The 19,364-nt window shown below is 63.3% G+C and carries 15 protein-coding genes, 1 pseudogene and 1 CRISPR repeat array; of the genes and pseudogenes, 1 reads left to right on the forward strand and 15 read right to left on the reverse strand.

Annotated elements, in window-relative coordinates; translation table 11 throughout:
• Window positions 1-27: 27 nt before the first annotated feature.
• Entirely contained in the window at window positions 28-963 is a 936-nt protein-coding gene (gene crn3, locus MTHMO_RS03410; protein WP_202213538.1) for a CRISPR-associated ring nuclease Crn3/Csx3, read from the forward strand.
• 153 nt (window positions 964-1,116) lie between these two features.
• Here the strand turns inward: crn3 and MTHMO_RS03415 are convergent, their stop codons facing one another.
• The 15 genes and pseudogenes from MTHMO_RS03415 to MTHMO_RS03480 all read right to left on the reverse strand — a co-directional run bounded on the left by MTHMO_RS03415 (window position 1,117) and on the right by MTHMO_RS03480 (window position 19,359).
• Window positions 1,117-1,422 carry a hypothetical protein gene (locus MTHMO_RS03415; RefSeq protein WP_202214929.1) on the reverse strand — a complete coding sequence of 102 codons (306 nt, stop codon included), beginning with the start codon at window positions 1,420-1,422 and terminating at the stop codon, window positions 1,117-1,119.
• A gap of 31 nt (window positions 1,423-1,453) precedes the next feature.
• The gene (locus MTHMO_RS10835; protein ID WP_237394739.1) at window positions 1,454-2,200 is read right to left on the reverse strand and encodes an IS1634 family transposase; all 747 of its coding nucleotides are present in this window, start codon (window positions 2,198-2,200) and stop codon (window positions 1,454-1,456) included.
• A 69-nt stretch (window positions 2,201-2,269) separates the two neighbouring features.
• Entirely contained in the window at window positions 2,270-2,785 is a 516-nt protein-coding gene (locus tag MTHMO_RS10840) for a hypothetical protein (RefSeq protein ID WP_237394740.1), read from the reverse strand.
• 381 nt (window positions 2,786-3,166) lie between these two features.
• Window positions 3,167-4,774 carry an IS1634 family transposase gene (locus MTHMO_RS03425; protein WP_237394913.1) on the reverse strand — a complete coding sequence of 536 codons (1,608 nt, stop codon included), beginning with the start codon at window positions 4,772-4,774 and terminating at the stop codon, window positions 3,167-3,169.
• Between the two features lie 263 nt (window positions 4,775-5,037).
• A CRISPR array of direct repeats spans window positions 5,038-7,149; the repeat unit is 37 nt; unit sequence GTCTCCATTGCCTTTCGGCATCTCATCCTTTCCCGAC.
• A 203-nt stretch (window positions 7,150-7,352) separates the two neighbouring features.
• Window positions 7,353-7,700 carry a CRISPR-associated endonuclease Cas2 gene (gene cas2 / locus MTHMO_RS03430; protein WP_202213540.1) on the reverse strand — a complete coding sequence of 116 codons (348 nt, stop codon included), beginning with the start codon at window positions 7,698-7,700 and terminating at the stop codon, window positions 7,353-7,355.
• A 49-nt stretch (window positions 7,701-7,749) separates the two neighbouring features.
• A complete protein-coding gene (cas1, locus tag MTHMO_RS03435; protein ID WP_202213541.1) occupies window positions 7,750-8,757 on the reverse strand; it encodes a CRISPR-associated endonuclease Cas1 in 1,008 nt (335 codons plus the stop codon).
• Between the two features lie 142 nt (window positions 8,758-8,899).
• Window positions 8,900-10,129 (reverse strand): CRISPR-associated ring nuclease Csm6, encoded by a 1,230-nt coding sequence (gene csm6 / locus MTHMO_RS03440; protein WP_202213542.1) that lies wholly within the window; start codon window positions 10,127-10,129, stop codon window positions 8,900-8,902.
• 205 nt (window positions 10,130-10,334) lie between these two features.
• Window positions 10,335-11,072: a PP2C family serine/threonine-protein phosphatase gene (locus tag MTHMO_RS03445; protein WP_202213543.1), complete on the reverse strand. Its 738-nt coding sequence runs from the start codon at window positions 11,070-11,072 to the stop codon at window positions 10,335-10,337.
• A 1-nt stretch (window position 11,073) separates the two neighbouring features.
• Window positions 11,074-11,823: a class I SAM-dependent methyltransferase gene (locus MTHMO_RS03450; RefSeq protein WP_202213544.1), complete on the reverse strand. Its 750-nt coding sequence runs from the start codon at window positions 11,821-11,823 to the stop codon at window positions 11,074-11,076.
• A 1,116-nt stretch (window positions 11,824-12,939) separates the two neighbouring features.
• Window positions 12,940-14,291, reverse strand: a pseudogene (locus MTHMO_RS03455) (IS1380 family transposase).
• A 134-nt stretch (window positions 14,292-14,425) separates the two neighbouring features.
• Window positions 14,426-15,163 (reverse strand): PP2C family serine/threonine-protein phosphatase, encoded by a 738-nt coding sequence (locus MTHMO_RS03460; protein ID WP_202213545.1) that lies wholly within the window; start codon window positions 15,161-15,163, stop codon window positions 14,426-14,428.
• Complete coding sequence (locus MTHMO_RS03465) at window positions 15,160-15,981, reverse strand: class I SAM-dependent methyltransferase (protein ID WP_202213546.1); 822 nt, start codon at window positions 15,979-15,981, stop codon at window positions 15,160-15,162. The genes MTHMO_RS03460 and MTHMO_RS03465 overlap by 4 nt, the downstream gene beginning before the upstream one ends.
• Before the next feature lie 644 nt (window positions 15,982-16,625).
• On the reverse strand, window positions 16,626-17,225 hold the full coding sequence (cas1, locus tag MTHMO_RS03470) for a CRISPR-associated endonuclease Cas1 (RefSeq protein ID WP_202213547.1): 600 nt from the start codon (window positions 17,223-17,225) through the stop codon (window positions 16,626-16,628).
• 545 nt (window positions 17,226-17,770) lie between these two features.
• Entirely contained in the window at window positions 17,771-18,508 is a 738-nt protein-coding gene (locus MTHMO_RS03475) for a PP2C family serine/threonine-protein phosphatase (protein ID WP_202213548.1), read from the reverse strand.
• A gap of 2 nt (window positions 18,509-18,510) precedes the next feature.
• Window positions 18,511-19,359, reverse strand: coding sequence for a class I SAM-dependent methyltransferase (locus tag MTHMO_RS03480; RefSeq protein WP_237394741.1), 849 nt, complete (start codon window positions 19,357-19,359; stop codon window positions 18,511-18,513).
• Window positions 19,360-19,364 lie beyond the last annotated feature (5 nt).

Below are 19,364 nucleotides of genomic sequence, written 5' to 3' on the forward strand. Positions count from 1 at the left end.
CGCCTCGCCCGCCTATCCATCTCTCCTATGAAAAATCTCTCCTTGTCGCTGCTGACGCCGCCGGAGGCGTTTCAAATCCTTTTGATCCGGATCACCGGAAACGGGATCCTCGACCCCGGAGAGTTAGCCGAAGTCAACCTCCCTGCGGAAGTCGACCGGCAAAAAGGGCTGGTCCTCTACGGAAAAGCCCCGATCTGGCTCTACGCCTATCTATCGCACCTAGGGCATGCCTCGCGGTGGGTCGCCGTCTACGATCCGCGTTGCGGTGGGATCGTCGTCCAGGCCCACCATCCTTCGGCCCCTCCGGTGGCTTCGATCCTGCCGCGCGAAGTGATCGAACCGTACGTCCGGGCCGTGGCGCCGGCGGAGGAAGAGCCGCGGACGAGGAACGAGCCGGAACGCTGCCGCCACCGTGCGGTCGCGATCGTCGGACCGCGGCACAGCGGCAAGTCGGTATTTCTCTACTGGTTGCGGGAGGCCCTGCGGAGGCGGATGAGTCCCGAGGCGTTCCACAGCCGTCTTTTTATTCTCCGGGCATGCCCGGATGGAGAAGGGGACTGGTTTTTCGAAGCGCCCGAATCAGCCCGGACCTTGCGCTACAAGAACCGCTGGGATGCGGGCTTCGTCGCCACGATGGTGAGCCACATTCAGGAGCTGTCGCGCACCAAGGCGCTCCTCTTTGTGGATTGCGGAGGGATAATCGACCGGTTCAATCGGGACATCCTGAGCTGCTGCACCGACATGGTGATTGTCTCCCGGGATGCCGAAGCGACGGCGGAGTGGCGCGGGGTCGGCCAGGCTTGCGGGTTGCAGGTCGTTGCCGAGGTGGAGTCGGTGGTGGAACCGGGGAGCTTGCTCCTTTCTGCAAACCCTCTTCGCGTTCGCGTCGGAGGCTTGATGCGGGGAGCACCGGCTTCCGATCTTCCCGAGGCACTGGTCTCCCAATTCCTTCCTGTTGCGTAGGCCCGATCGCCTCCCTGCACGGCTTCCGCTCCAGCCGCGAAATGGGTGCGCGCCCCGCCCCATGTTTGGGGGAAGGTCTTGTAAGTCGTTGCGAGACAGTACCCGTCATTTCCAATTGGCACTACAGGGGCTATTTTTGCCCTTTGCGGTCGGCTACGGCTCCCGGGCAGAGATGCGTAAGGCGGAGAGGATTTGCCGGGCCTGATGATTCCCGGCGGTGACCCCGCGACGTTTTTCGCTTCCGAAGGAGAAATCCACCAGATGGATGGTTCGGAGGGCAGCCCAAGCTTGCTCGCTGGAGAAGGGTAGATTGGCCGCCTTGAGCTTCTTCTCCAGGAGCCGGTCGAGCAGGAAGGCCAAGGCGGCGACGAAGACGTGCGCCCGCACCCGTTTGGGATTGTGGTGGTAGATCGGACGAAGCTCCAGGACGTCCTTGAGCTTCCGGAAGGCTCTTTCCACCTCGGAGAGCTCCTTGTAGGCCCGGACCGCCTCAAGCGGGGAGATCCTTTTCCTCGGTGAGGATCACGTACTTCCCCTCCAGAAGCTTTTCGGTCTCCACCGGCTCTTCGGACACTTGGAGCTTGCCTGCCCGCAGACTCCAGCGGAAGTAGCGGTGGCCGCGATGGAGAGAGAGGATTCGGGCGACGGAGCTGCCGATCTCTTCCCGATTCCGAAGCTCTCCTTTTTCGATACGCTTGGCGAGTTTGCCCAACTCTTCCCGGGTCTTCGTGACATCCCTCTCCCGCATGGCCTGCTCGTAGGCCAGCCGCTCGGCGCTTTCGACCACGAAGATCCGCTGCCCGGGAAGCGCTCCCTCGACTTCGCAGACCCGATCCTTTTCCTCCGGAGAGCAGGGCTGCCAGGAACCGCTCTGGGCCTTGCGGACATACTCCAAGACCTCCGGGCTCCTTCGTCGGCGTAAGCCGACCAAAAACCCATGCCCCTGGCTCCACAGGAAGCCCAAGTTGGCCGTGCTCACCATCCCCCGGTCCCCGACGAAGACGATCCGACGCAACCCGAAGCGTTTCTCCAAATCGGCGACGATCGGCAGAACTGTTTCCGAATCGTGCCGATTGCCCCGGAAGACATGGTGGGCAATCGGCCAGCCATTGGCCATGACGACCCCCAAGAGGATCTGCCGGTTTCCCTCCCGCTGATCCCGGCTGTAGCCGTATTGAGCCAAACCCTCGGGGCCTTCCCCTTCGAAATAGGAGGAAGTCAAATCATAGAAGACCATCTCGGGCTTAAGAGAAAAGAGATCCCGCAGCCGGGCAAAGAGCCCTTCCTAGGGTCCGCTCCTTCCGCCCTATGAGCTCGTCAAGGGTCCGGTACCACGGCCAAAGGAAGCGGTGGTCGACCCGAACTCGGCCATTCTGCTTCCAGACCGGCCGGATCCGCTCTCCTCTCCCGTCGGGAACGTAGTCGGTCTCCAGCCACTGGGCCAAGGCGTGTTCGCTCCCCGGGACAAGAGCCGGTTGACCACAAGGACGAACGCCCGTTCCGCAAGGGACAGTCCTTTGCCTTTCCCCCTCTTCTCCTCCAAGAGCTCTTCCATACCCAGCTCCTTCCAGAGATGTCTGGCGACAAGCGTTGGACCCCAAACTGTGGATTCCTGAGGCTCAAGCGCTCTTCGAGAAGCCGGCGCGCTCCGCCCGAGCAACTCCGCGAGCCGATCCAAGTGGGGTGCCAAGAGATCCTTGCGGCCAAGAGTCGCGACAATCCGCTGCTTGACCTTTCCCTTTTCCCGGTAGCTTTCCACCAAGCGGACATACTCCGCCTCGCTCCCGTCCTTCCGACGCAACCGCAGGGTGCGCAGAAACATGAAATAGCATTACCGGTCGTCACCGTGAATCGCAAGCACAAAAGGCCACTTTCATGCGGCCAAGTTGTTCACAGTGTGGCACTACATTTTTGCAAAATTTCCTTCCCCAACCCTGGAGCCGTCGTCAAAAAGGCCGCTTTTCACCAAACATGGGCCGCAGGCGGGGGTACCTCTGCGCCGGTCGCTATCCGCCCCTACTCACGGGGAGGCGGCGGCCGATTTCTTCTGTGCGCGGGTGACGAATGGACAGGTCTCCATTGCCTTTCGGCATCTCATCCTTTCCCGACCCATGTTTGGGGGAAGGTCTTGTAAGTCGTTGCGAGACAGTACCCGTCATTTCCAATTGGCACTACAGGGGCTATTTTTGCCCTTTGCGGTCGGCTACGGCTCCCGGGCAGAGATGCGTAAGGCGGAGAGGATTTGCCGGGCCTGATGATTCCCGGCGGTGACCCCGCGACGTTTTTCGCTTCCGAAGGAGAAATCCACCAGATGGATGGTTCGGAGGGCAACCCAAGCTTGCTCGCTGGAGAAGGGTAGATTGGCCGCCTTGAGTTTCTTCTCCAGGAGCCGGTCGAGCAGGAAGGCCAAGGCGGCGACGAAGACGTGCGCCCGCACCCGTTTGGGATTGTGGTGGTAGATCGGACGAAGCTCCAGGACGTCCTTGAGCTTCCGGAAGGCTCTTTCCACCTCGGAGAGCTCCTTGTAGGCCCGGACCGCCTCGAGCGGGGAGAGATCCTTTTCCTCGGTGAGGATCACGTACTTCCCCTCCAGAAGCTTTTCGGTCTCCACCGGCTCTTCGGACACTTGGAGCTTGCCTGCCCGCAGACTCCAGCGGAAGTAGCGGTGGCCGCGATGGAGAGAGAGGATTCGGGCGACGGAGCTGCCGATCTCTTCCCGATTCCGAAGCTCTCCTTTTTCGATACGCTTGGCGAGTTTGCCCAACTCTTCCCGGGTCTTCGTGACATCCCTCTCCCGCATGGCCTGCTCGTAGGCCAGCCGCTCGGCGCTTTCGACCACGAAGATCCGCTGCCCGGGAAGCGCTCCTCGACTTCGCAGACCCGATCCTTTTCCTCCGGAGAGCAGGGCTGCCAGGAACCGCTCTGGGCCTTGCGGACATACTCCAAGACCTCCGGGCTCCTTCGTCGGCGTAAGCCGACCAAAAAACCCATGCCCCTGGCTCCACAGGAAGCCCAAGTTGGCCGTGCTCACCATCCCCCGGTCCCCGACGAAGACGATCCGACGCAACCCGAAGCGTTTCTCCAAATCGGCGACGATCGGCAGAACTGTTTCCGAATCGTGCCGATTGCCCCGGAAGACATGGTGGGCAATCGGCCAGCCATTGGCCATGACGACCCCCAAGAGGATCTGCCGGTTTCCCTCCCGCTGATCCCGGCTGTAGCCGTATTGAGCCAAACCCTCGGGGCCTTCCCCTTCGAAATAGGAGGAAGTCAAATCATAGAAGACCATCTCGGGCTTAAGAGAAAAGAGATCCCGCAGCCGGGCAAAGAGCCCTTCCTCGATCCGCTCCTTCCGCCCTATGAGCTCGTCAAGGGTCCGGTACCACGGCCAAAGGAAGCGGTGGTCGACCCGAACTCGGCCATTCTGCTTCCAGACCGGCCGGATCCGCTCTCCTCTCCCGTCGGGAACGTAGTCGGTCTCCAGCCACTGGGCCAAGGCGTGTTCGCTCCCCGGGGACAAGAGCCGGTTGACCACAAGGACGAACGCCCGTTCCGCAAGGGACAGTCCTTTGCCTTTCCCCCTCTTCTCCTCCAAGAGCTCTTCCAGACCCAGCTCCTTCCAGAGATGTCTGGCGACAAGCGTTGGACCCCAAACTGTGGATTCCTGAGGCTCAAGCGCTCTCCGAGAAGCCGGCGCGCTCCGCCCGAGCAACTCCGCGAGCCGATCCAAGTGGGGTGCCAAGAGATCCTTGCGGCCAAGAGTCGCGACAATCCGCTGCTTGACCTTTCCCTTTTCCCGGTAGCTTTCCACCAAGCGGACATACTCCGCCTCGCTCCCGTCCTTCCGACGCAACCGCAGGGTGCGCAGAAACAGGAAATAGCATTACCGGTCGTCACCGTGAATCGCAAGCACAAAAGGCCACTTTCATGCGGCCAAGTTGTTCACAGTGTGGCACTACATTTTTGCAAAATTTCCTTCCCCAACCCTGGAGCCGTCGTCAAAAAGGCCGCTTTTCACCAAACACGGGCCGACAGGCGGAGGAAGCGCAGGCCTACCTGGCCGACGGGCAGCCCGTCTCCATTGCCTTTCGGCATCTCATCCTTTCCCGACAGGGATAAGAACATGGAAACCACAATAACAATATTGGCGTCTCCATTGCCTTTCGGCATCTCATCCTTTCCCGACCAACTCGATTGAGGTGCCAAAAGTATTCGGCGAAAACGGCGGTCTCCATTGCCTTTCGGCATCTCATCCTTTCCCGACTTTGTACCTCTGCCATGGGAATCCGATAGGAGGAAACATGAAGTCTCCATTGCCTTTCGGCATCTCATCCTTTCCCGACCTGTGGGTCTTGACGGCATGCGGGCGAATGGAACGCCCGCATGTCTCCATTGCCTTTCGGCATCTCATCCTTTCCCGACCCGATTAGTTTAGACGGATACGCCGGTGCCACCACGAGTCTCCATTGCCTTTCGGCATCTCATCCTTTCCCGACCCTGGGCCGCTGCCTACCTGGGGGCAGCGGTTGAGAGAATCCGTCTCCATTGCCTTTCGGCATCTCATCCTTTCCCGACGGATCGCTATGATTAGGGAGCGTATGGAGCATACCGAGCAGGTCTCCATTGCCTTTCGGCATCTCATCCTTTCCCGACCGTGCCTCGGTGGGCGGAGGACGTGCTCCACCAGCGGGGGTCTCCATTGCCTTTCGGCATCTCATCCTTTCCCGACCACCCATTTCTGTCCCGCCACGATACGCGGAGGGTACCGTCTCCATTGCCTTTCGGCATCTCATCCTTTCCCGACTCCGTCTGCGTCCCCTGGACGCGTTGCTCCATGTATTGTCTCCATTGCCTTTCGGCATCTCATCCTTTCCCGACAAATTCCCCGGCTTCCGGAAGGGTGGGAACAAGGGATTCCGTCTCCATTGCCTTTCGGCATCTCATCCTTTCCCGACGGACATACCGATAAACCCACACCCGTTATCCCGGATTCTGTCTCCATTGCCTTTCGGCATCTCATCCTTTCCCGACACCGGCCTTTCCGGTCATTGCCTCGCCTATGGATATCCGTCTCCATTGCCTTTCGGCATCTCATCCTTTCCCGACTAGTTCATCACACCGTTAAGTCCAAAGCTCTATACTCTTGCGGTCTCCATTGCCTTTCGGCATCTCATCCTTTCCCGACACAGCTAACACCCATTCGTGCCCTGCGCCGATACATGGAGGTCTCCATTGCCTTTCGGCATCTCATCCTTTCCCGACTGTGGGCCGCCCGCAAGTATGCGAAGCAAGCCCGCAGGTGGTCTCCATTGCCTTTCGGCATCTCATCCTTTCCCGACAAGCCACCGATCCCGCCTTTATCGCCGAAAAATGGCGGGAGTCTCCATTGCCTTTCGGCATCTCATCCTTTCCCGACACGCCGCCTTGGAGTACTTGCACTGGCGGCAGGCATTAGGTCTCCATTGCCTTTCGGCATCTCATCCTTTCCCGACTCCAGGTATTGGCGCTCATGGGCGACTCCGGGCTGTTAATGTCTCCATTGCCTTTCGGCATCTCATCCTTTCCCGACCGTGGGATGGCCGCGTGTAAGGCGGTAGGGGTCTCACAAGTCTCCATTGCCTTTCGGCATCTCATCCTTTCCCGACCTGAAAGCTATTGCCAGGATTCAAGCCGCGAATTGCCATGGTCTCCATTGCCTTTCGGCATCTCATCCTTTCCCGACCATGCGTCCGCGCCGATCCGGTTGCCGTCGAGTGGCTCAGTCTCCATTGCCTTTCGGCATCTCATCCTTTCCCGACCCAGGGCGCGGGAGGTCATGAAATGGCAGGCGAGGACGCGGTCTCCATTGCCTTTCGGCATCTCATCCTTTCCCGACGCACTTCCGGAGTGTGCTAAACAAACTCTCATGAACGAGTACGTCTCCATTGCCTTTCGGCATCTCATCCTTTCCCGACTCGCCGAAAAGTGGCGGGAGGTGAACTCCCACTTTGTGCGGTCTCCATTGCCTTTCGGCATCTCATCCTTTCCCGACTTGCAAGACGGCAACTGGAAGAGGCCGAACAGATCGGGGAGTCTCCATTGCCTTTCGGCATCTCATCCTTTCCCGACCAGTAGCCGTCGGGCGCGAAGGGAAGGCGGCGGGCTTCCGCGTCTCCATTGCCTTTCGGCATCTCATCCTTTCCCGACCGCGGCTGGAGAAGTGCTTGATTGCCAAGCCCTGAAATCCCCGGCAGGTCGGGAGAGCGACGATCGGCAGATAGCTTCGTCGAAAAAGGAGCGCGCGGCAACGGGAAATCATGCAGAGCCCATTGATGCCGAGCTGGAAACGTTTCCGGTCGGCAGGTGCCCGCGGATGGGCGGGGTCGGGTCGCGACCTGGGAGAAGAAGATTCATACGAGGTAGCAGACGACCCGTTCGGAGCATACCATCGCGCCCGCGGTGCGGGTCTTCTTTGCGGATTTGGCATCGATTAGATAGGCGACGAGCCGATCTTCCTCCGGATTCAGCTCGTCTTCCAGCTTGGACCAGAGCTCGTCGAGCTGCTCCGATTCCAGAAAACACTCAAAGACGCTGTATTGGACGCGCATGCCGTAATCCTCGCAAATACGGGAGACCCGGGCGAGCCGCCGAGGATCGGCGATGTCGTAGGCGATCACGGTGAGCATCTTCTTTTCTCCGGGAGGCGAACGCCGGTAGGGGAGCGGCGCGAAGGCTTCGTCCCACCATCCGGTCTCCATGGCGCCTCTTCGCGCCGGATCCGGCGACTCCTCTTCCATCCCTATCCCCTTAATTCATGACAAAGGGCTCGAAGGTTTCCGGGGCGTCCAGGGCCGCCTTGTAGTGGCCGGCCTGCCGTTCGAGCTCCGTTCGGAGCGTGGTGCGGCATCCGACGGCTTCCGATAGGAATTGCCGCTCCATGCGCCGCTCGTATTGCAGCAGGAATTTTTTCTTTCCTTCGGTCGCCAGGAAGACCCCGCCGTTGCGCTCCTCGAAGTGGTGCGCGTTGAGAATCTGGTGGCTGAAGAGATCGAGGGCCAGGGCCTCGACGAGCACCGGACGGAAGGGCTCGATCAGGTCGAGGGCCAGCGACCAGCGACCGTCCTCGGTGACATGGAGGAGTCCCAGGGCGGGATCCAGGCCGTGAGCGTGAAGAAAGCTCGCCATTTCGGCGTAGAGCAGGACCGCGCCGTAGGAAATGCACGCGTTGACCGGATTCTCCGGAGGCCGGGTCGATCTTCGTTCAAAGGGGAACTCGGGAGGCAAGAACTTCGCCCACGCTTCGAAGTAGCGCGCCGTGGAGGCTCCCTCCAAGCCGCGGAGCTCGGCGATGGTCGTGGCTCGGCCCGCCTGGACGAGAAGGCCCTCGAGCAGATGCAGCGCCGGGGCCGCATCGGAGCCGCGGTTGGCCGCCAATCGCTGGATCAAGCGGCGCTGGTTGTAAATCTTGGCGCTGATCAGGCGCCGGGCGATGGCCAGGGCGAAGGCGGAATCGAGGGTCCGGGCATACTGCCGAAGCCGCCATTGGCCGTGGTCGTTCTGCGCCGGAAGAAAGCTCCCCAGAAATCGGCCGTTTGCGCCGAGGATGTTGATGGGGATCCCACGGCGGAGAAGCTCGGCCAGGGCGGGGGAGCTAATCGACACGGTCTCCTCGATGGTGAGCCTATCCAGATCCATGATCGGGATTTCGCGCAAGACCTCGACCTTGCCGTCGCCCGCCGGGGAGGCGGACACCACGAGCCGTTCGGAAAGGAGGCCCACCTTGGCATGGCTCTGAACCACACAGGCGCTCGGCATGGGCACCGGATCGCTGGCTGCTTGCTCGGGAAGGCGGGGAGGATTCCCGGCGCCGCCCGGATCCAACCTACCGCATCGGGGGGGCCTGTCTCCGCTTCCGGAACGTCCCCGGACGTCGGAGCCGCCTTGCGCGGTCGGGCCGTCACCGGGCGCCCGGCGGCCTCTGCTTGTTGGGAGAGCAAACGTCGATGCCGAAAGCGCCGCGCCGGGGGAGAAGATGGCTGAGCTCCGCGACGAGGCCGGCTGCCATCAGCTTGCCTTTGATGCTGCTTAGCAGCTTGCGCAGGTCCTCTTCGGTCGGCTCCCGCCATTCCTCCGCCGCACGGTGCTGAAAGGACTCGGGCGGCCACCGCTCGGCCCATCGGCGCAGGAACGCGTCCAGATCTTCCAAGGCGTTCTTTTGGGCGGGGAAGGGCGGCTTTTGCTGCCGGTGGCGTTCGAGGAGGAAGCTATAGAGGGCGTGCTCCCGGCCGGAAAGCGGAACGGAGATCCCGTTGACCAGAAGGATAGGGGCCTCCTCCCCGAGGGAGACAGAGGGTTTTTGCGCCAGAGAGCGAACCTCTTCCGAGCAAGATCGGACCAAGCTCGTGAAGCGGCCGGGGAAAGAGCCGATTTGCCGGGGAAACAGGAGGCGGAGGGGAACAAAAGGGATGTCCGCCAGCGCGATGCGCGCCGCATCCGAGGAGACTGTCCGGGCTTTGCGCGATCCGCGGCCCGGGCAATGGTGCCGGAGCGCGGGCCGGGTCGGGAAATAGAATCGGGGAGAGAGGCACGGATCATCGAAAGGCGGGTTCACCAGCACGTGGGTCACCCGGTCCTGCGGCCTCCCGAGGAGGGAAAGGCAGGCATAGAGCAGGACGCTCATCGTCTTCCTCCCGCCGGCGATCGAGGCGATCAGGACGGTGTCGGGATTTTCGGTGAACTGCCGGACCTCCTCGAGCAGCGCATCGGCGATGTGCTCGTTGGCCGCGGCGGTGCGGATGTCGTCCAGCGGCCGGCGCCTCCCTTCCGAGGGGGCCGGCGAGCCGAGGATGCGGATCGGCTCGAGCATCAACCGGCAATCCGATGGCGCGCGATCGCCAAGGAGGCTTTCCCGGAGCGCTTCCCAGACCGTCCGACCGCCCAGCGCCGGAGAGGGAGAGAGAAGCTCCTCCTCCGCGCTGCGCTTTCCGGCGGTAGTGGTGAGCAGGCAGATCCGGTCGGGAACCACGGGCGGTCGTTCCTGCGCCAAGGCCCAGAGGGTTTCGGTTACGACCGCGGGAGAGATGCCGGTTACCGCGAGCAGCACGGTCTCCTTTCGGGAGGGGGGCGGCGGCAGCTCCTTCGATTCGGTCCGGAGCGACGCGGCAACTTTGCCGGCGGGCGGTGTCATTGGGGGCAAGAGCCGGCGGGTTCCTCCGCCGGCGGATTTCGGGGGCGGGGTTGGGCGGGCAACGAAGATCGTCGGTCAGTCGCTCCTCGGTTCCTTTCGACCGCCAGGGTCTCTGCCCGTTTCCGGAGACGGGCCGGTCCCGGGCGCGGTGCGGTAGCTTACGCCCCGGCGCCTTGAGGCGGCAAGCCTTAGGAAAGCGGAAGCGCTAATCCTCCCCGACCCGGACCGCGATTGCGGTGTAGTTGTCGTCGTCGCGCAGGGAGCGCGCGTTTTCCCGGCGGAGAGTTTCCATCCGCCCGAGCCATTCCGAGGCGCCCGCCGTCCGGGCGAGCTCCCGCTCCATGTCGGCTTCGGTGAGCGACCTCCAGAACCCGTCGGTGCAAAGCAGGAGGGCGTCGCCCGCCCTCAGCTCGCCTTCCGGGGAGACGGTCGGCTCCGGAGTCTGCGAACCGCCCAGGCCGAGCAGGAGAATGTCGCGGTGGGGATGGGAACGGATCTCTTCCGGGCCGATGATTCCGGCCTCGCAGAGGGACTGCGGGACGCTGTGATCCTTCGAATGGAGCAGGACTTTGTTGTCTCGGAACCAGTAGAATCGGGAATCGCCGAGGTGGACGGATCGGAGCCAGCGCCCGTGGGAGACGGCGGCGACGATTGTCGATCCCATCCGCAAGGCGGTCCGCTGCTCCGCCTGCCACTCCTTGAGGTCTCCGTCCGCTCGGGCGACGTACTCGCGGAGGTCTTCGGCGGCAAGGGAAGGCCCGTGCCAAAAGGCGAAAATAAAGGACTGGACGGCGAGCCGCGAGGCGATCTCCCCGGCCCATTGCTCCCCCAGGCCGTCCGCCACGACCCAGGCGGTCAGACCGCCGACGGCCGTCCAGCCGCACGCGTCTTCGTTCTTCGCTCTTCCTCCCCGAGCGGTCAGGGAAGCGGTCTCCAGGTTCATCCTAAGTCACTCCGAGAAAGCCGCATCCGAACCGCCAGCCCAAAGGCCGGAGGCGGACATGGAGCATCCCGGCTTCCTCAAGGCGCTGGAGGTATTCCTCGGTCCGGTGGATGTCGGCGATCAGAAGCCGCCCGCCCGGCTTGAGGACCCGCACGGCTTCCCCGATTGCCTGTTTGCGGCCGTCCCAGTCGGGGATGTTATGGATGGCAAGCTTGCGGACGACCAGATCGAAGGAAGCGTCCGGAAAGGGCAGCGCCCGGATGTCCCCCGTGTGGAGCTCGCAACGATCCGCCACCCCTTCCGCGACCAGGTTGTCCCGGGCCGATTCGAGGGAGTTTCCGGTCTGGTCTTCGGTTCGCCAGAGCTCGATGCCGACCGCGCGCCCCTCGGGCAGCCGCTTGCCCAGCATGGCGAGCACGGCGCCGCGGCCGCATCCCATTTCCAGGGCCCGCTCCTTGCCGCGCAACGGGAGGGCGGAGAGAAGCTTCGCCCAGAAGAAAAACTTGCCCCGCATCGTCGAGTAGAAGAAGCGCAGAGGCATCTGCAGCAACGCCGCTCCGCCGACCAGCTCGAGGAGGCGCTGGAAGAGGGGCTTGGCGACGCCGGGCAAGAGGGAGAGGCCGAGGAGCAGGATTCCGGCTCCCGCCGGCAGGAGAAGGCCGCGGACGCTACCCCATCCCCCGTCGATCCCGTAACGGCCGCGATGGGAAGCGAGCCGGGCGCGAAGCCCTTCCGGCGATTCCGCATTCATTTCCGTCAGGGGATATCCTAACCGCTTCCCCGCTTTTTCTCCATGGTTTCCGATGATCCCTCCCGCCCTCGCATTGACTCATAAAAAATGACACCGAAAAACCACGGAGGTCATGAAGATGAGTCAAGAGGTTGCGGAAGAGGTGCTTGGGCGGATGCGTGAGCGATACGCCCGGCGGGGGAGGAAGGAGCGGATGCTTGATGAGTTCTGCGAGCAGTGGGGCTACTCGCGCAAGCATCCGATCAAGCTTTTGCCCGGCAAGCGGGCACCGAAGGCCGAGGAAGAAAGCAGAGGGAGGCCCGCTCGGTACGGAGAAGAGGTCCTGGAGCCGCTCAAAGACGATCCGGCAGGCGGGAGAGCAGATGTGCGGGAAGCGCTTAGCGGCGGCGATGCCCCTGTGGCTTCCCTACTATCGGTAGCGCTTTGGGAGGCTGCCCAAGCGGGTGGAGCGGGACCTTTGCGAGATGACTCTTGCGACCATCGACCGGCTTTTGGCTCCCATCCGCTGCGTGATTCCCAAGCGCCTTTGCGGGACCAAACCGGGCAGTCTGCTCAAGATTTCCGGTGCGAACCGACCGTTGGGATGCCCCCGAGCCCGGTTATCTGGAAGCGGACACCGTGGCCCATTGCGGGCAGAGCTTGGCTGGGGACTTCCTCTGGACGGTCAGCTACACCGATATCTTATCTATTCGGGCTGGACCGCTTCCCGAGCCGTCCGGAACAAGGGAGCGACCGAGATCGTCGAGAAGACACGCCGGATCGAAGGCGAGCTGCCTTTCCCGATCCCGGGCTTTGATTGCGACAACGGGAGGGAGTTTTTGAACCATCATCTGCTCCGCTCCTTCTCCCAGCGGCGCAGGCCTGCGGGCTTCACTCCCTCCCGGCCCTATCCCCCATTTCTCACCAGTACGAGCTTTCGGGCGAGAGAGGTGCCGGTTGAGTCGCTTGCGAGCAGTTCCGCCCGCGCAGAGCTCTTCGTGAGGCGGGATCGAGCAAGATTTTCATTCGATTTGCCTTAAGGCGAGCACTGCAAAGCGCAAAAAGCCGGTTGTGGAGCAAGGCTCCGCCTGGTCGTAGGCTTTGCCGAAGGAACAGATCTGCGGTTTTGGCAGATGCTCAGCAACGCAGCACTCGGAAGACGTGGGTAAAGAGGCTCTTCCAAGGATAGGCGCTGCTCATCCAGAGGAAGACGCGGCGGACGCTGACGCTGACCAGCGTGCCGATCTTAAAGAGCTTGATCCGGAGGGTGTCGACCTGGGCCTCGGCCCAGTCCGTTCCTCGCAGACCGAGCCGTCGCAGCGCTTCCACCAGCGTGTAAGCGAGAGCCGAGAAGTAGAGGCGAAGTTGGTTGCTGGCCATTTGCGCGGTCGAGAGCCGGTCGGCAAAGAGGTAGAGTTGTTCCTTAATCCGATTCTCCATGTCGCCACGAGCACAGTAGAGCTTTTCGTAAAGGTTTTGGGCGGGCCACTCCTCGGTGGAGAGAGAGGTCACGACAAAGCGCGGATTCTCCCCTCTTTCCAGGTACTCGGCTTTGGCGACCACCCGGCGCTCCCTCGACCAGCTGCTCAAGGTGCGGTAGGCAAACTCGGTAAAGAAGCGGGCCGGCTTGCCACTCGACTCGTGCAGACGACGGGCTTGCTCCATCGACCCCTGAATGGTCCGGCACAAGCGCTCGTTGCGGGCCAAGCCGAAGAGGTAGTCGACTTGATTGGCTTCGCACCAAGCCATGATCTCTTCCCGGCAGAAGCCCGAATCGGCCCGGAGCACGATCCGGACTCCGGGCCAACGGGTACGGAGTTGTTCCACGATCCGGCTCACCTCCGTAAGGGAGCCCGCCGACGCATCCTGGTTCGATGGCCGAAGCCGGACGCCAAGGAGTTGATCGCCAGCAAAGATGTAGAGCGGCAAATAGCAGTAGGAGTCGTAGTAACCATGGAAGAAGCGCTCCGGCTGATGTCCGTAAAGGGGGATGTCGGTCGCATCCAGATCGAGCACCACCTCCTCAGGGGGCTGGGGATGCGATTGGAGGTAGAGATCGACCAGAAGACGGTCAATCGCTTCGGCCGAGCAGTCGATCTTGTGGTAGCGCTCGCTTCGACCCACCAGTTCCAGCCGGTTGAGCGTGCTCTTGCCCGCCAGATCCTCTTCCAGATCGCTTTTCCCGCTCAGGAGAGCAAAACCAACGGATCGGTCCGCAACTGCTCATGGTCGTTGAGGTCTTCGTAGCCCATCGCAATCCCGAAGATGCGCTGGGCAAGCATCTCCCGTACCCGATGCACAATGCGTTTCGGATGGCGTCGATCCACGAAGCAACCCTCTAACCGTCGTAACAAACCGATCTTCCGATCCGCTTCCCGCAACAGAATTGCGCCCCCATCGCTGGAGATCCGACCCGCGGTAAATCCCGCTTCCACCCCTCGCGAAAAATGATCTGTAAACGCAAAAGTCTCTTGGCTACACTCTGTCATGGAAGGCCGTTTCTTTTTTCTGGTTGTAGTAACGTCTTCTTAACGCACTTATACCAGGGAAAGACGGCCTTTCCTATGCCCTTTTGCCAACTTTTTTGCCCTCCGCTATGCCCGCTATCGGTGAGATATGGCGGCTAATCCTCCCCGACCCGGACCGCGATTGCGGTGTAGTTGTCGTCGTCGCGCAGGGAGCGCGCGTTTTCCCGGCGGAGAGTTTCCATCCGCCCGAGCCATTCCGAGGCGCCCGCTGTCCGGGCGAGCTCCCGCTCCATGTCGGCTTCGGTGAGCGGCCTCCAGAACCCGTCGGTGCAAAGCAGGAGGGCGTCGCCCGCCCTCAGCTCGCCTTCCGGGGAAACGGTCGGCTCCGGAGTCTGCGGAGCGCCCAGGCTGAGCAGGAGGATGCCGCGGTAGGGATGGGAACGGATCTCTTCCGGGCCGATGATTCCGGCCTCGCAGAGGGACTGCGGGACGCTGTGATCCTTCGAATGGAGCAGGACCTTGTTGTCTCGGAACCAATAGAATCGAGAGTCGCCGAGGTGGACGGATCGGAGCCGGCGCCCGTCGGAGACGGCGGCGACGATCGTCGATCCCATCCGCAAGGAGGTCCGCTGCTCCGCCTGCCACTCCTTGAGGGCTCCGTCCGCTCGGGCGACGTACCCGCGGAGGTCTTCGGCGGCAAGGGAAGGCCGGGACCGGAAGGCGGCAAGAAAGCCCTCGACGGCGAGCCGGGAGGCGATCTCCCCGGCCTCTTGCCCCCCCAGGCCGTCCGCCACGACCCAGGCGGTCAGGCCGCCGGCAGCCGTCCAGCCGCACGCGTCTTCGTTCTTCGCTCGTCCTCCCCGACCGGTCAGGGAAGCGGTCTCCAGGTTCATCCCAAGCCCGCAGGGCCGCTTTCGGACGGAGGCTCCCCCTCGGCCGGCTTCTCCGCCGCAACCAGCCGCGGCGTCACCCCGAGGAAGCCGTATGCGAACCGCCAGCCCAAGGGCCGGAGGCGGACATGGAGCATCCCGGCTTCCTCAAGGCACTGGACGTATTCCTCGGTCCGGTGGATGTCGGCGATCAGAAGCCGCCCGCCCGGCTTGAGGACCCGCACGGCTTCCCCGATCGCCTGTTTGCGGCCGTCCCAGTCGGGGATGTTGTGGATGGCGAGGTTGCTGACGACCAGATCGAAGGAAGCGTCCGGAAAGGGCAGCGCCCGGATGTCCCCCGTGTGGAGCTCGCAACGATCCGCCACCCCTTCCGCGACCAGGTTGGCCCGGGCCGATTCGAGGGAGTTTCCGCTCTGGTCTTCGGTTCGCCAGAGATCGATGCCGACCGCGCGCCCCTCGGGCAGCCGCTTGCCCAGCATGGCGAGCACGGCGCCGCGGCCGCATCCCATTTCCAGGGCCCGCTCGTTGCCGCGCAACGGGAGGGCGGAGAGAAGCTCCGCCCAGACGAAAAACTTGCCCCGCATCGTCGAGTAGAAGAAGCTCAGAGGCATCTGCAGCAACGCCGCTCCGCCGACCAGCTCGAGGAGGCGTTGGAAGAGGGGCTTGGCGACGCCGGGCAAGAGGGAGAGGCCGAGGAGCAGGATTCCGGCTCCCGCCGGCAGGAGAAGGCCGCGGACGCTACCCCATCCCCCGTCGATCCCGTAACGGCCGCGATGGGAAGCGAGCCGGGCGCGAAGCCCTTCCGGCGATTCCGCATTCATTTCCGTGAGGGGATATCGTAACCGCTTCCCCGCTTTTTCTCCATGGTTTCCGATGATCCCTCCCGCCCTCGCCGGGGTTACCAGGCTCTTCTTCTCCATGCTTAAGAGGGGAAGAGCGTGCTATAAGTTTGCCGGCACCCCTCTGTGAAGCGGATCCTGATTTTTACGGCCGGATTCGGAGAAAGCCACAACACGGCCGCGCGCAACATTCAAAGAGGCCATCGAGTCGATCGCTTCCGAGGAAGCGCACGTCGAGATCGTCGATCTCTTCGAATCCTGCTACGGGCGGTTCCACGGGGTGCTCCGGCAGGCGTATCTGGCTGCCATCAACCGAACACCCCTCCTGTGGAAGGGGATCTACTCTTTCTTCGATCGAACGACGGTCCTCGAAGACGGCATCTCGGCCCTCGCCCGGATGCAACGGTCCCTCGACTGGCTCCTGCGCGAGGTGCAGCCCGACGCGGTCCTCTGGACGGCGGTGACGCTGCGCGCCGCCGGAGTGGAGGAATCGCGCATCCAGGTGTCCGGGTTCCCGGTGCATCTCGATTTCCCGGAAGGCCAGGAGATCGGCTTGGCCGACGAGCTCGAGGGGGATCCGCGGATCCTCTACATCATCAACTCGGGAAAGAAGAAGGCTACCAAGATCATCCGGCTCCTGCTCCACCATCCCCGATGGCGCGCCACGGTGGTCGTCGGCCGCGACCTGGGGCTCTCCTCGACCTTTGTGCAAAGGGGAACTCGGGAGGCAAGAAGTTCGCCCACGCTTCGAAGTAGCGCGCCGTGGAGGCTCCCTCCAAGCCGCGGAGTTCGGCGATGGTCGTGGCTCGGCCCGCCTGGACGAGAAGGCCCTCGAGCAGATGCAGCGCCGGGGCCGCATCGGAGCCGCGGTTGGCCGCCAATCGCTGGATCAAGCGGCGCTGGTTGTAAATCTTGGCGCTGATCAGGCGCCGGGCGATGGCCAGGGCGAAGGCGGAATCGAGGGTCCGGGCATACTGCCGGAGCCGCCATTGGCCGTGGTCGTTCTGCGCCGGAAGAAAGCTCCCCAGAAATCGGCCGTTTGCGCCGAGGATGTTGATGGGGATCCCGCGGCGGAGAGGCTCGGCCAGAGCGGCGGAGCTGATCGACACGCTCTCCTCGATGGTGAGCCTATCCAGATCCATGATCGGGATTTCGCGCAAGACCGCGACCTTGCCGTCGCCCGCCGGGGAGGCGGACACCACGAGCCGTTCGGAAAGGAGGCCCACCTTGGCATGGCTCTGAACCCACAGGCGCTCGGCATGAGCACCGGATCGCTGGCTGCTTGCTCGGGAAGGAGGCTTTCCCGGAGCGCTTCCCAGACCGTCCGACCGCCCAGCGCCGGAGAGGGAGAGAGAAGCTCTTCCTCCGCGCTGCGCTCTCCGGCGGTAGTGATGAGCAGGCAGATCCGGTCGGGAACCACGGGCGGTCGTTCCAGCGCCAAGGCCCAGAGGGTTTCGGTTACGACCGCGGCAGAGATGCCGGTTACCGCGAGCAGCACGGTCTCCTTTCGGGAGCGGGGCGGCGGCAGCTCCTTCGATTCGGTCCGGAGCGACGCGGCAACTTTGCCGGCGGGCGGTGTCATTGGGGCCAAGAAGCCGGCGGATTTCGGGGGCGGGTTAGGAGGGCAAAGAAGATCGTCGGTCGGCCGCTCCTCGATTCCTTTCGACCGCCAGGGTCTCTGCCCGTTTCCAGAGACGGGCCGGTCCCAGGCGCGGTGCGGTAGCTTATGCCCCGGCGCCTTGAGGCGGCAAGCCTTGGGAAAGCGGAAGCGCTAATCCTCCCCGACCCGGACCGCGATTGCGGTGTAGTTGTCGTCGTCGCGTAGGGAGCGCGCGTTTTCCCGGCGGAGAGTTTCCATCCGCCCGAGCCATTCCGAGGCGCCCGCCGTCCGGGTGAGCTCCCGCTCCATGTCGGCTTCGGTGAGCGACCTCCAGAACCCGTCGGTGCAAAGCAGGAGGGCGTCGCCCGCCCTCAGCTCGCCTTCCGGGGAGACGGTCGGCTCCGGAGTCTGCGAACCGCCCAGGCCGAGCAGGAGAATGTCGCGGTGGGGATGGGAACGGATCTCTTCCGGGCCGATGATTCCGGCCTCGCAGAGGGACTGCGGGACGCTGTGATCCTTCGAATGGAGCAGGACCTTGTTGTCTCGGAACCAGTAGAATCGGGAATCGCCGAGGTGGACGGATCGGAGCCGGCGCCCGTCGGAGACAGCGGCAACGATCGTGGATCCCATCCGGACGACGTTCCACCGTTTCTCCTGCCACTCCTTGAGGGCTCCGTCCGTTCCGGCGACGTACTCGCGGAGAGCATTGGCGGCAAGGGAAGGCCGGTGCCAAAAGGCGACAATAAAGTACTCGACGGCGAGCCGCGAGGCGATCTCCCCGGCCCATTGCTCCCCCAGGCCGTCCGCCACGACCCAGGCGGCCAGGCCGCGGGCGGCCGTCCAGCTGCACGCGTCTTCGTTCTTCGCTCTTCCTCCCCGAGCGGTCAGGGAAGCGGTCTCCAGGTTCATCCTTAAGTCACTCCGAGAAAGCCGCATCCGAACCGCCAGCCCAAAGGCCGGAGGCGGACATGGAGCATCCCGGCTTCCTCAAGGCGCTGGAGGTATTCCTCGGTCCGGTGGATGTCGGCGATCAGAAGCCGCCCGCCCGGCTTGAGGACCCGCACGGCTTCCCCGATCGCCTGTTTGCGGCCGTCCCAGTCGGGGATGTTGTGGATGGCAAGCTTGCGGACGACCAGATCGAAGGAAGCATCCGGAGAGGGCAGCGCCCGGATGTCCCCCGTGTGGAGCTCGCAACGATCCGCCACCCCTTCCGCGACCAGGTTGGCCCGGGCCGATTCGAAGGAGTTTTCGCTCTGGTCTTCGGTTCGCCAGAGTTCGATGCCGACCGCGCGCCCCTCGGGCAGCCGCTTGCCCAGCATGGCGAGCACGGCGGCTCGGCCGCATCCCATTTCCAGGGCCCGCTCCTTGCCGCGCAACGGGAGGGTGGAGAGAAGCTCCGCCCAGACGAAAAACTTGCCCCGCATCGTCGAGTAGAAGAAGCGCAGAGGCATCTGCAGCAACGCCGCTCCGCCGACCAGCTCGAGGAGGCGCTGGAAGAGGGGCTTGGCGACGCCGGGCAAGAGGGAGAGGCCGAGGAGCAGGATTCCGGCTCCCGCCGGCAGGAGAAGGCCGCGGACGCTACCCCATCCCCCGTCGATCCCGTAACGGCCGCGATGGGAAGGGAGCCGGGCGCGAAGCCCTTCCGGCGATTCCGCATTCATTTCCGTCAGGGGATATCCTAACCGCTTCCCCGCTTTTTCTCCATGCTTTCCGATGATCCCTCCCGCCCTCGCCGGGGTTACCAGGCGCTTCTTCTCCATGGTCA

It is taken from the genome of Methylacidimicrobium sp. AP8, from assembly GCF_903064525.1.
Taxonomy (GTDB): Bacteria; Verrucomicrobiota; Verrucomicrobiia; order Methylacidiphilales; family Methylacidiphilaceae; genus Methylacidimicrobium.

What these genes read in the sequence shown, in the direction of transcription:
- crn3 (WP_202213538.1), top strand. Translation starts at nt 28, where the DNA reads ATGAAAAATCTCTCCTTGTCGCTGCTGACGCCGCCGGAGGCGTTTCAA.
- MTHMO_RS10835 (WP_237394739.1), bottom strand. Translation starts at nt 2,200, where the DNA reads ATGGTCTTCTATGATTTGACTTCCTCCTATTTCGAAGGGGAAGGCCCC.
- MTHMO_RS10840 (WP_237394740.1), bottom strand. Translation starts at nt 2,785, where the DNA reads ATGTTTCTGCGCACCCTGCGGTTGCGTCGGAAGGACGGGAGCGAGGCG.
- cas2 (WP_202213540.1), bottom strand. Translation starts at nt 7,700, where the DNA reads ATGGAGACCGGATGGTGGGACGAAGCCTTCGCGCCGCTCCCCTACCGG.
- cas1 (WP_202213541.1), bottom strand. Translation starts at nt 8,757, where the DNA reads ATGCCGAGCGCCTGTGTGGTTCAGAGCCATGCCAAGGTGGGCCTCCTT.
- csm6 (WP_202213542.1), bottom strand. Translation starts at nt 10,129, where the DNA reads ATGACACCGCCCGCCGGCAAAGTTGCCGCGTCGCTCCGGACCGAATCG.
- MTHMO_RS03445 (WP_202213543.1), bottom strand. Translation starts at nt 11,072, where the DNA reads ATGAACCTGGAGACCGCTTCCCTGACCGCTCGGGGAGGAAGAGCGAAG.
- MTHMO_RS03450 (WP_202213544.1), bottom strand. Translation starts at nt 11,823, where the DNA reads ATGAATGCGGAATCGCCGGAAGGGCTTCGCGCCCGGCTCGCTTCCCAT.
- MTHMO_RS03460 (WP_202213545.1), bottom strand. Translation starts at nt 15,163, where the DNA reads ATGAACCTGGAGACCGCTTCCCTGACCGGTCGGGGAGGACGAGCGAAG.
- MTHMO_RS03465 (WP_202213546.1), bottom strand. Translation starts at nt 15,981, where the DNA reads ATGAATGCGGAATCGCCGGAAGGGCTTCGCGCCCGGCTCGCTTCCCAT.
- MTHMO_RS03475 (WP_202213548.1), bottom strand. Translation starts at nt 18,508, where the DNA reads ATGAACCTGGAGACCGCTTCCCTGACCGCTCGGGGAGGAAGAGCGAAG.
- MTHMO_RS03480 (WP_237394741.1), bottom strand. Translation starts at nt 19,359, where the DNA reads ATGGAGAAGAAGCGCCTGGTAACCCCGGCGAGGGCGGGAGGGATCATC.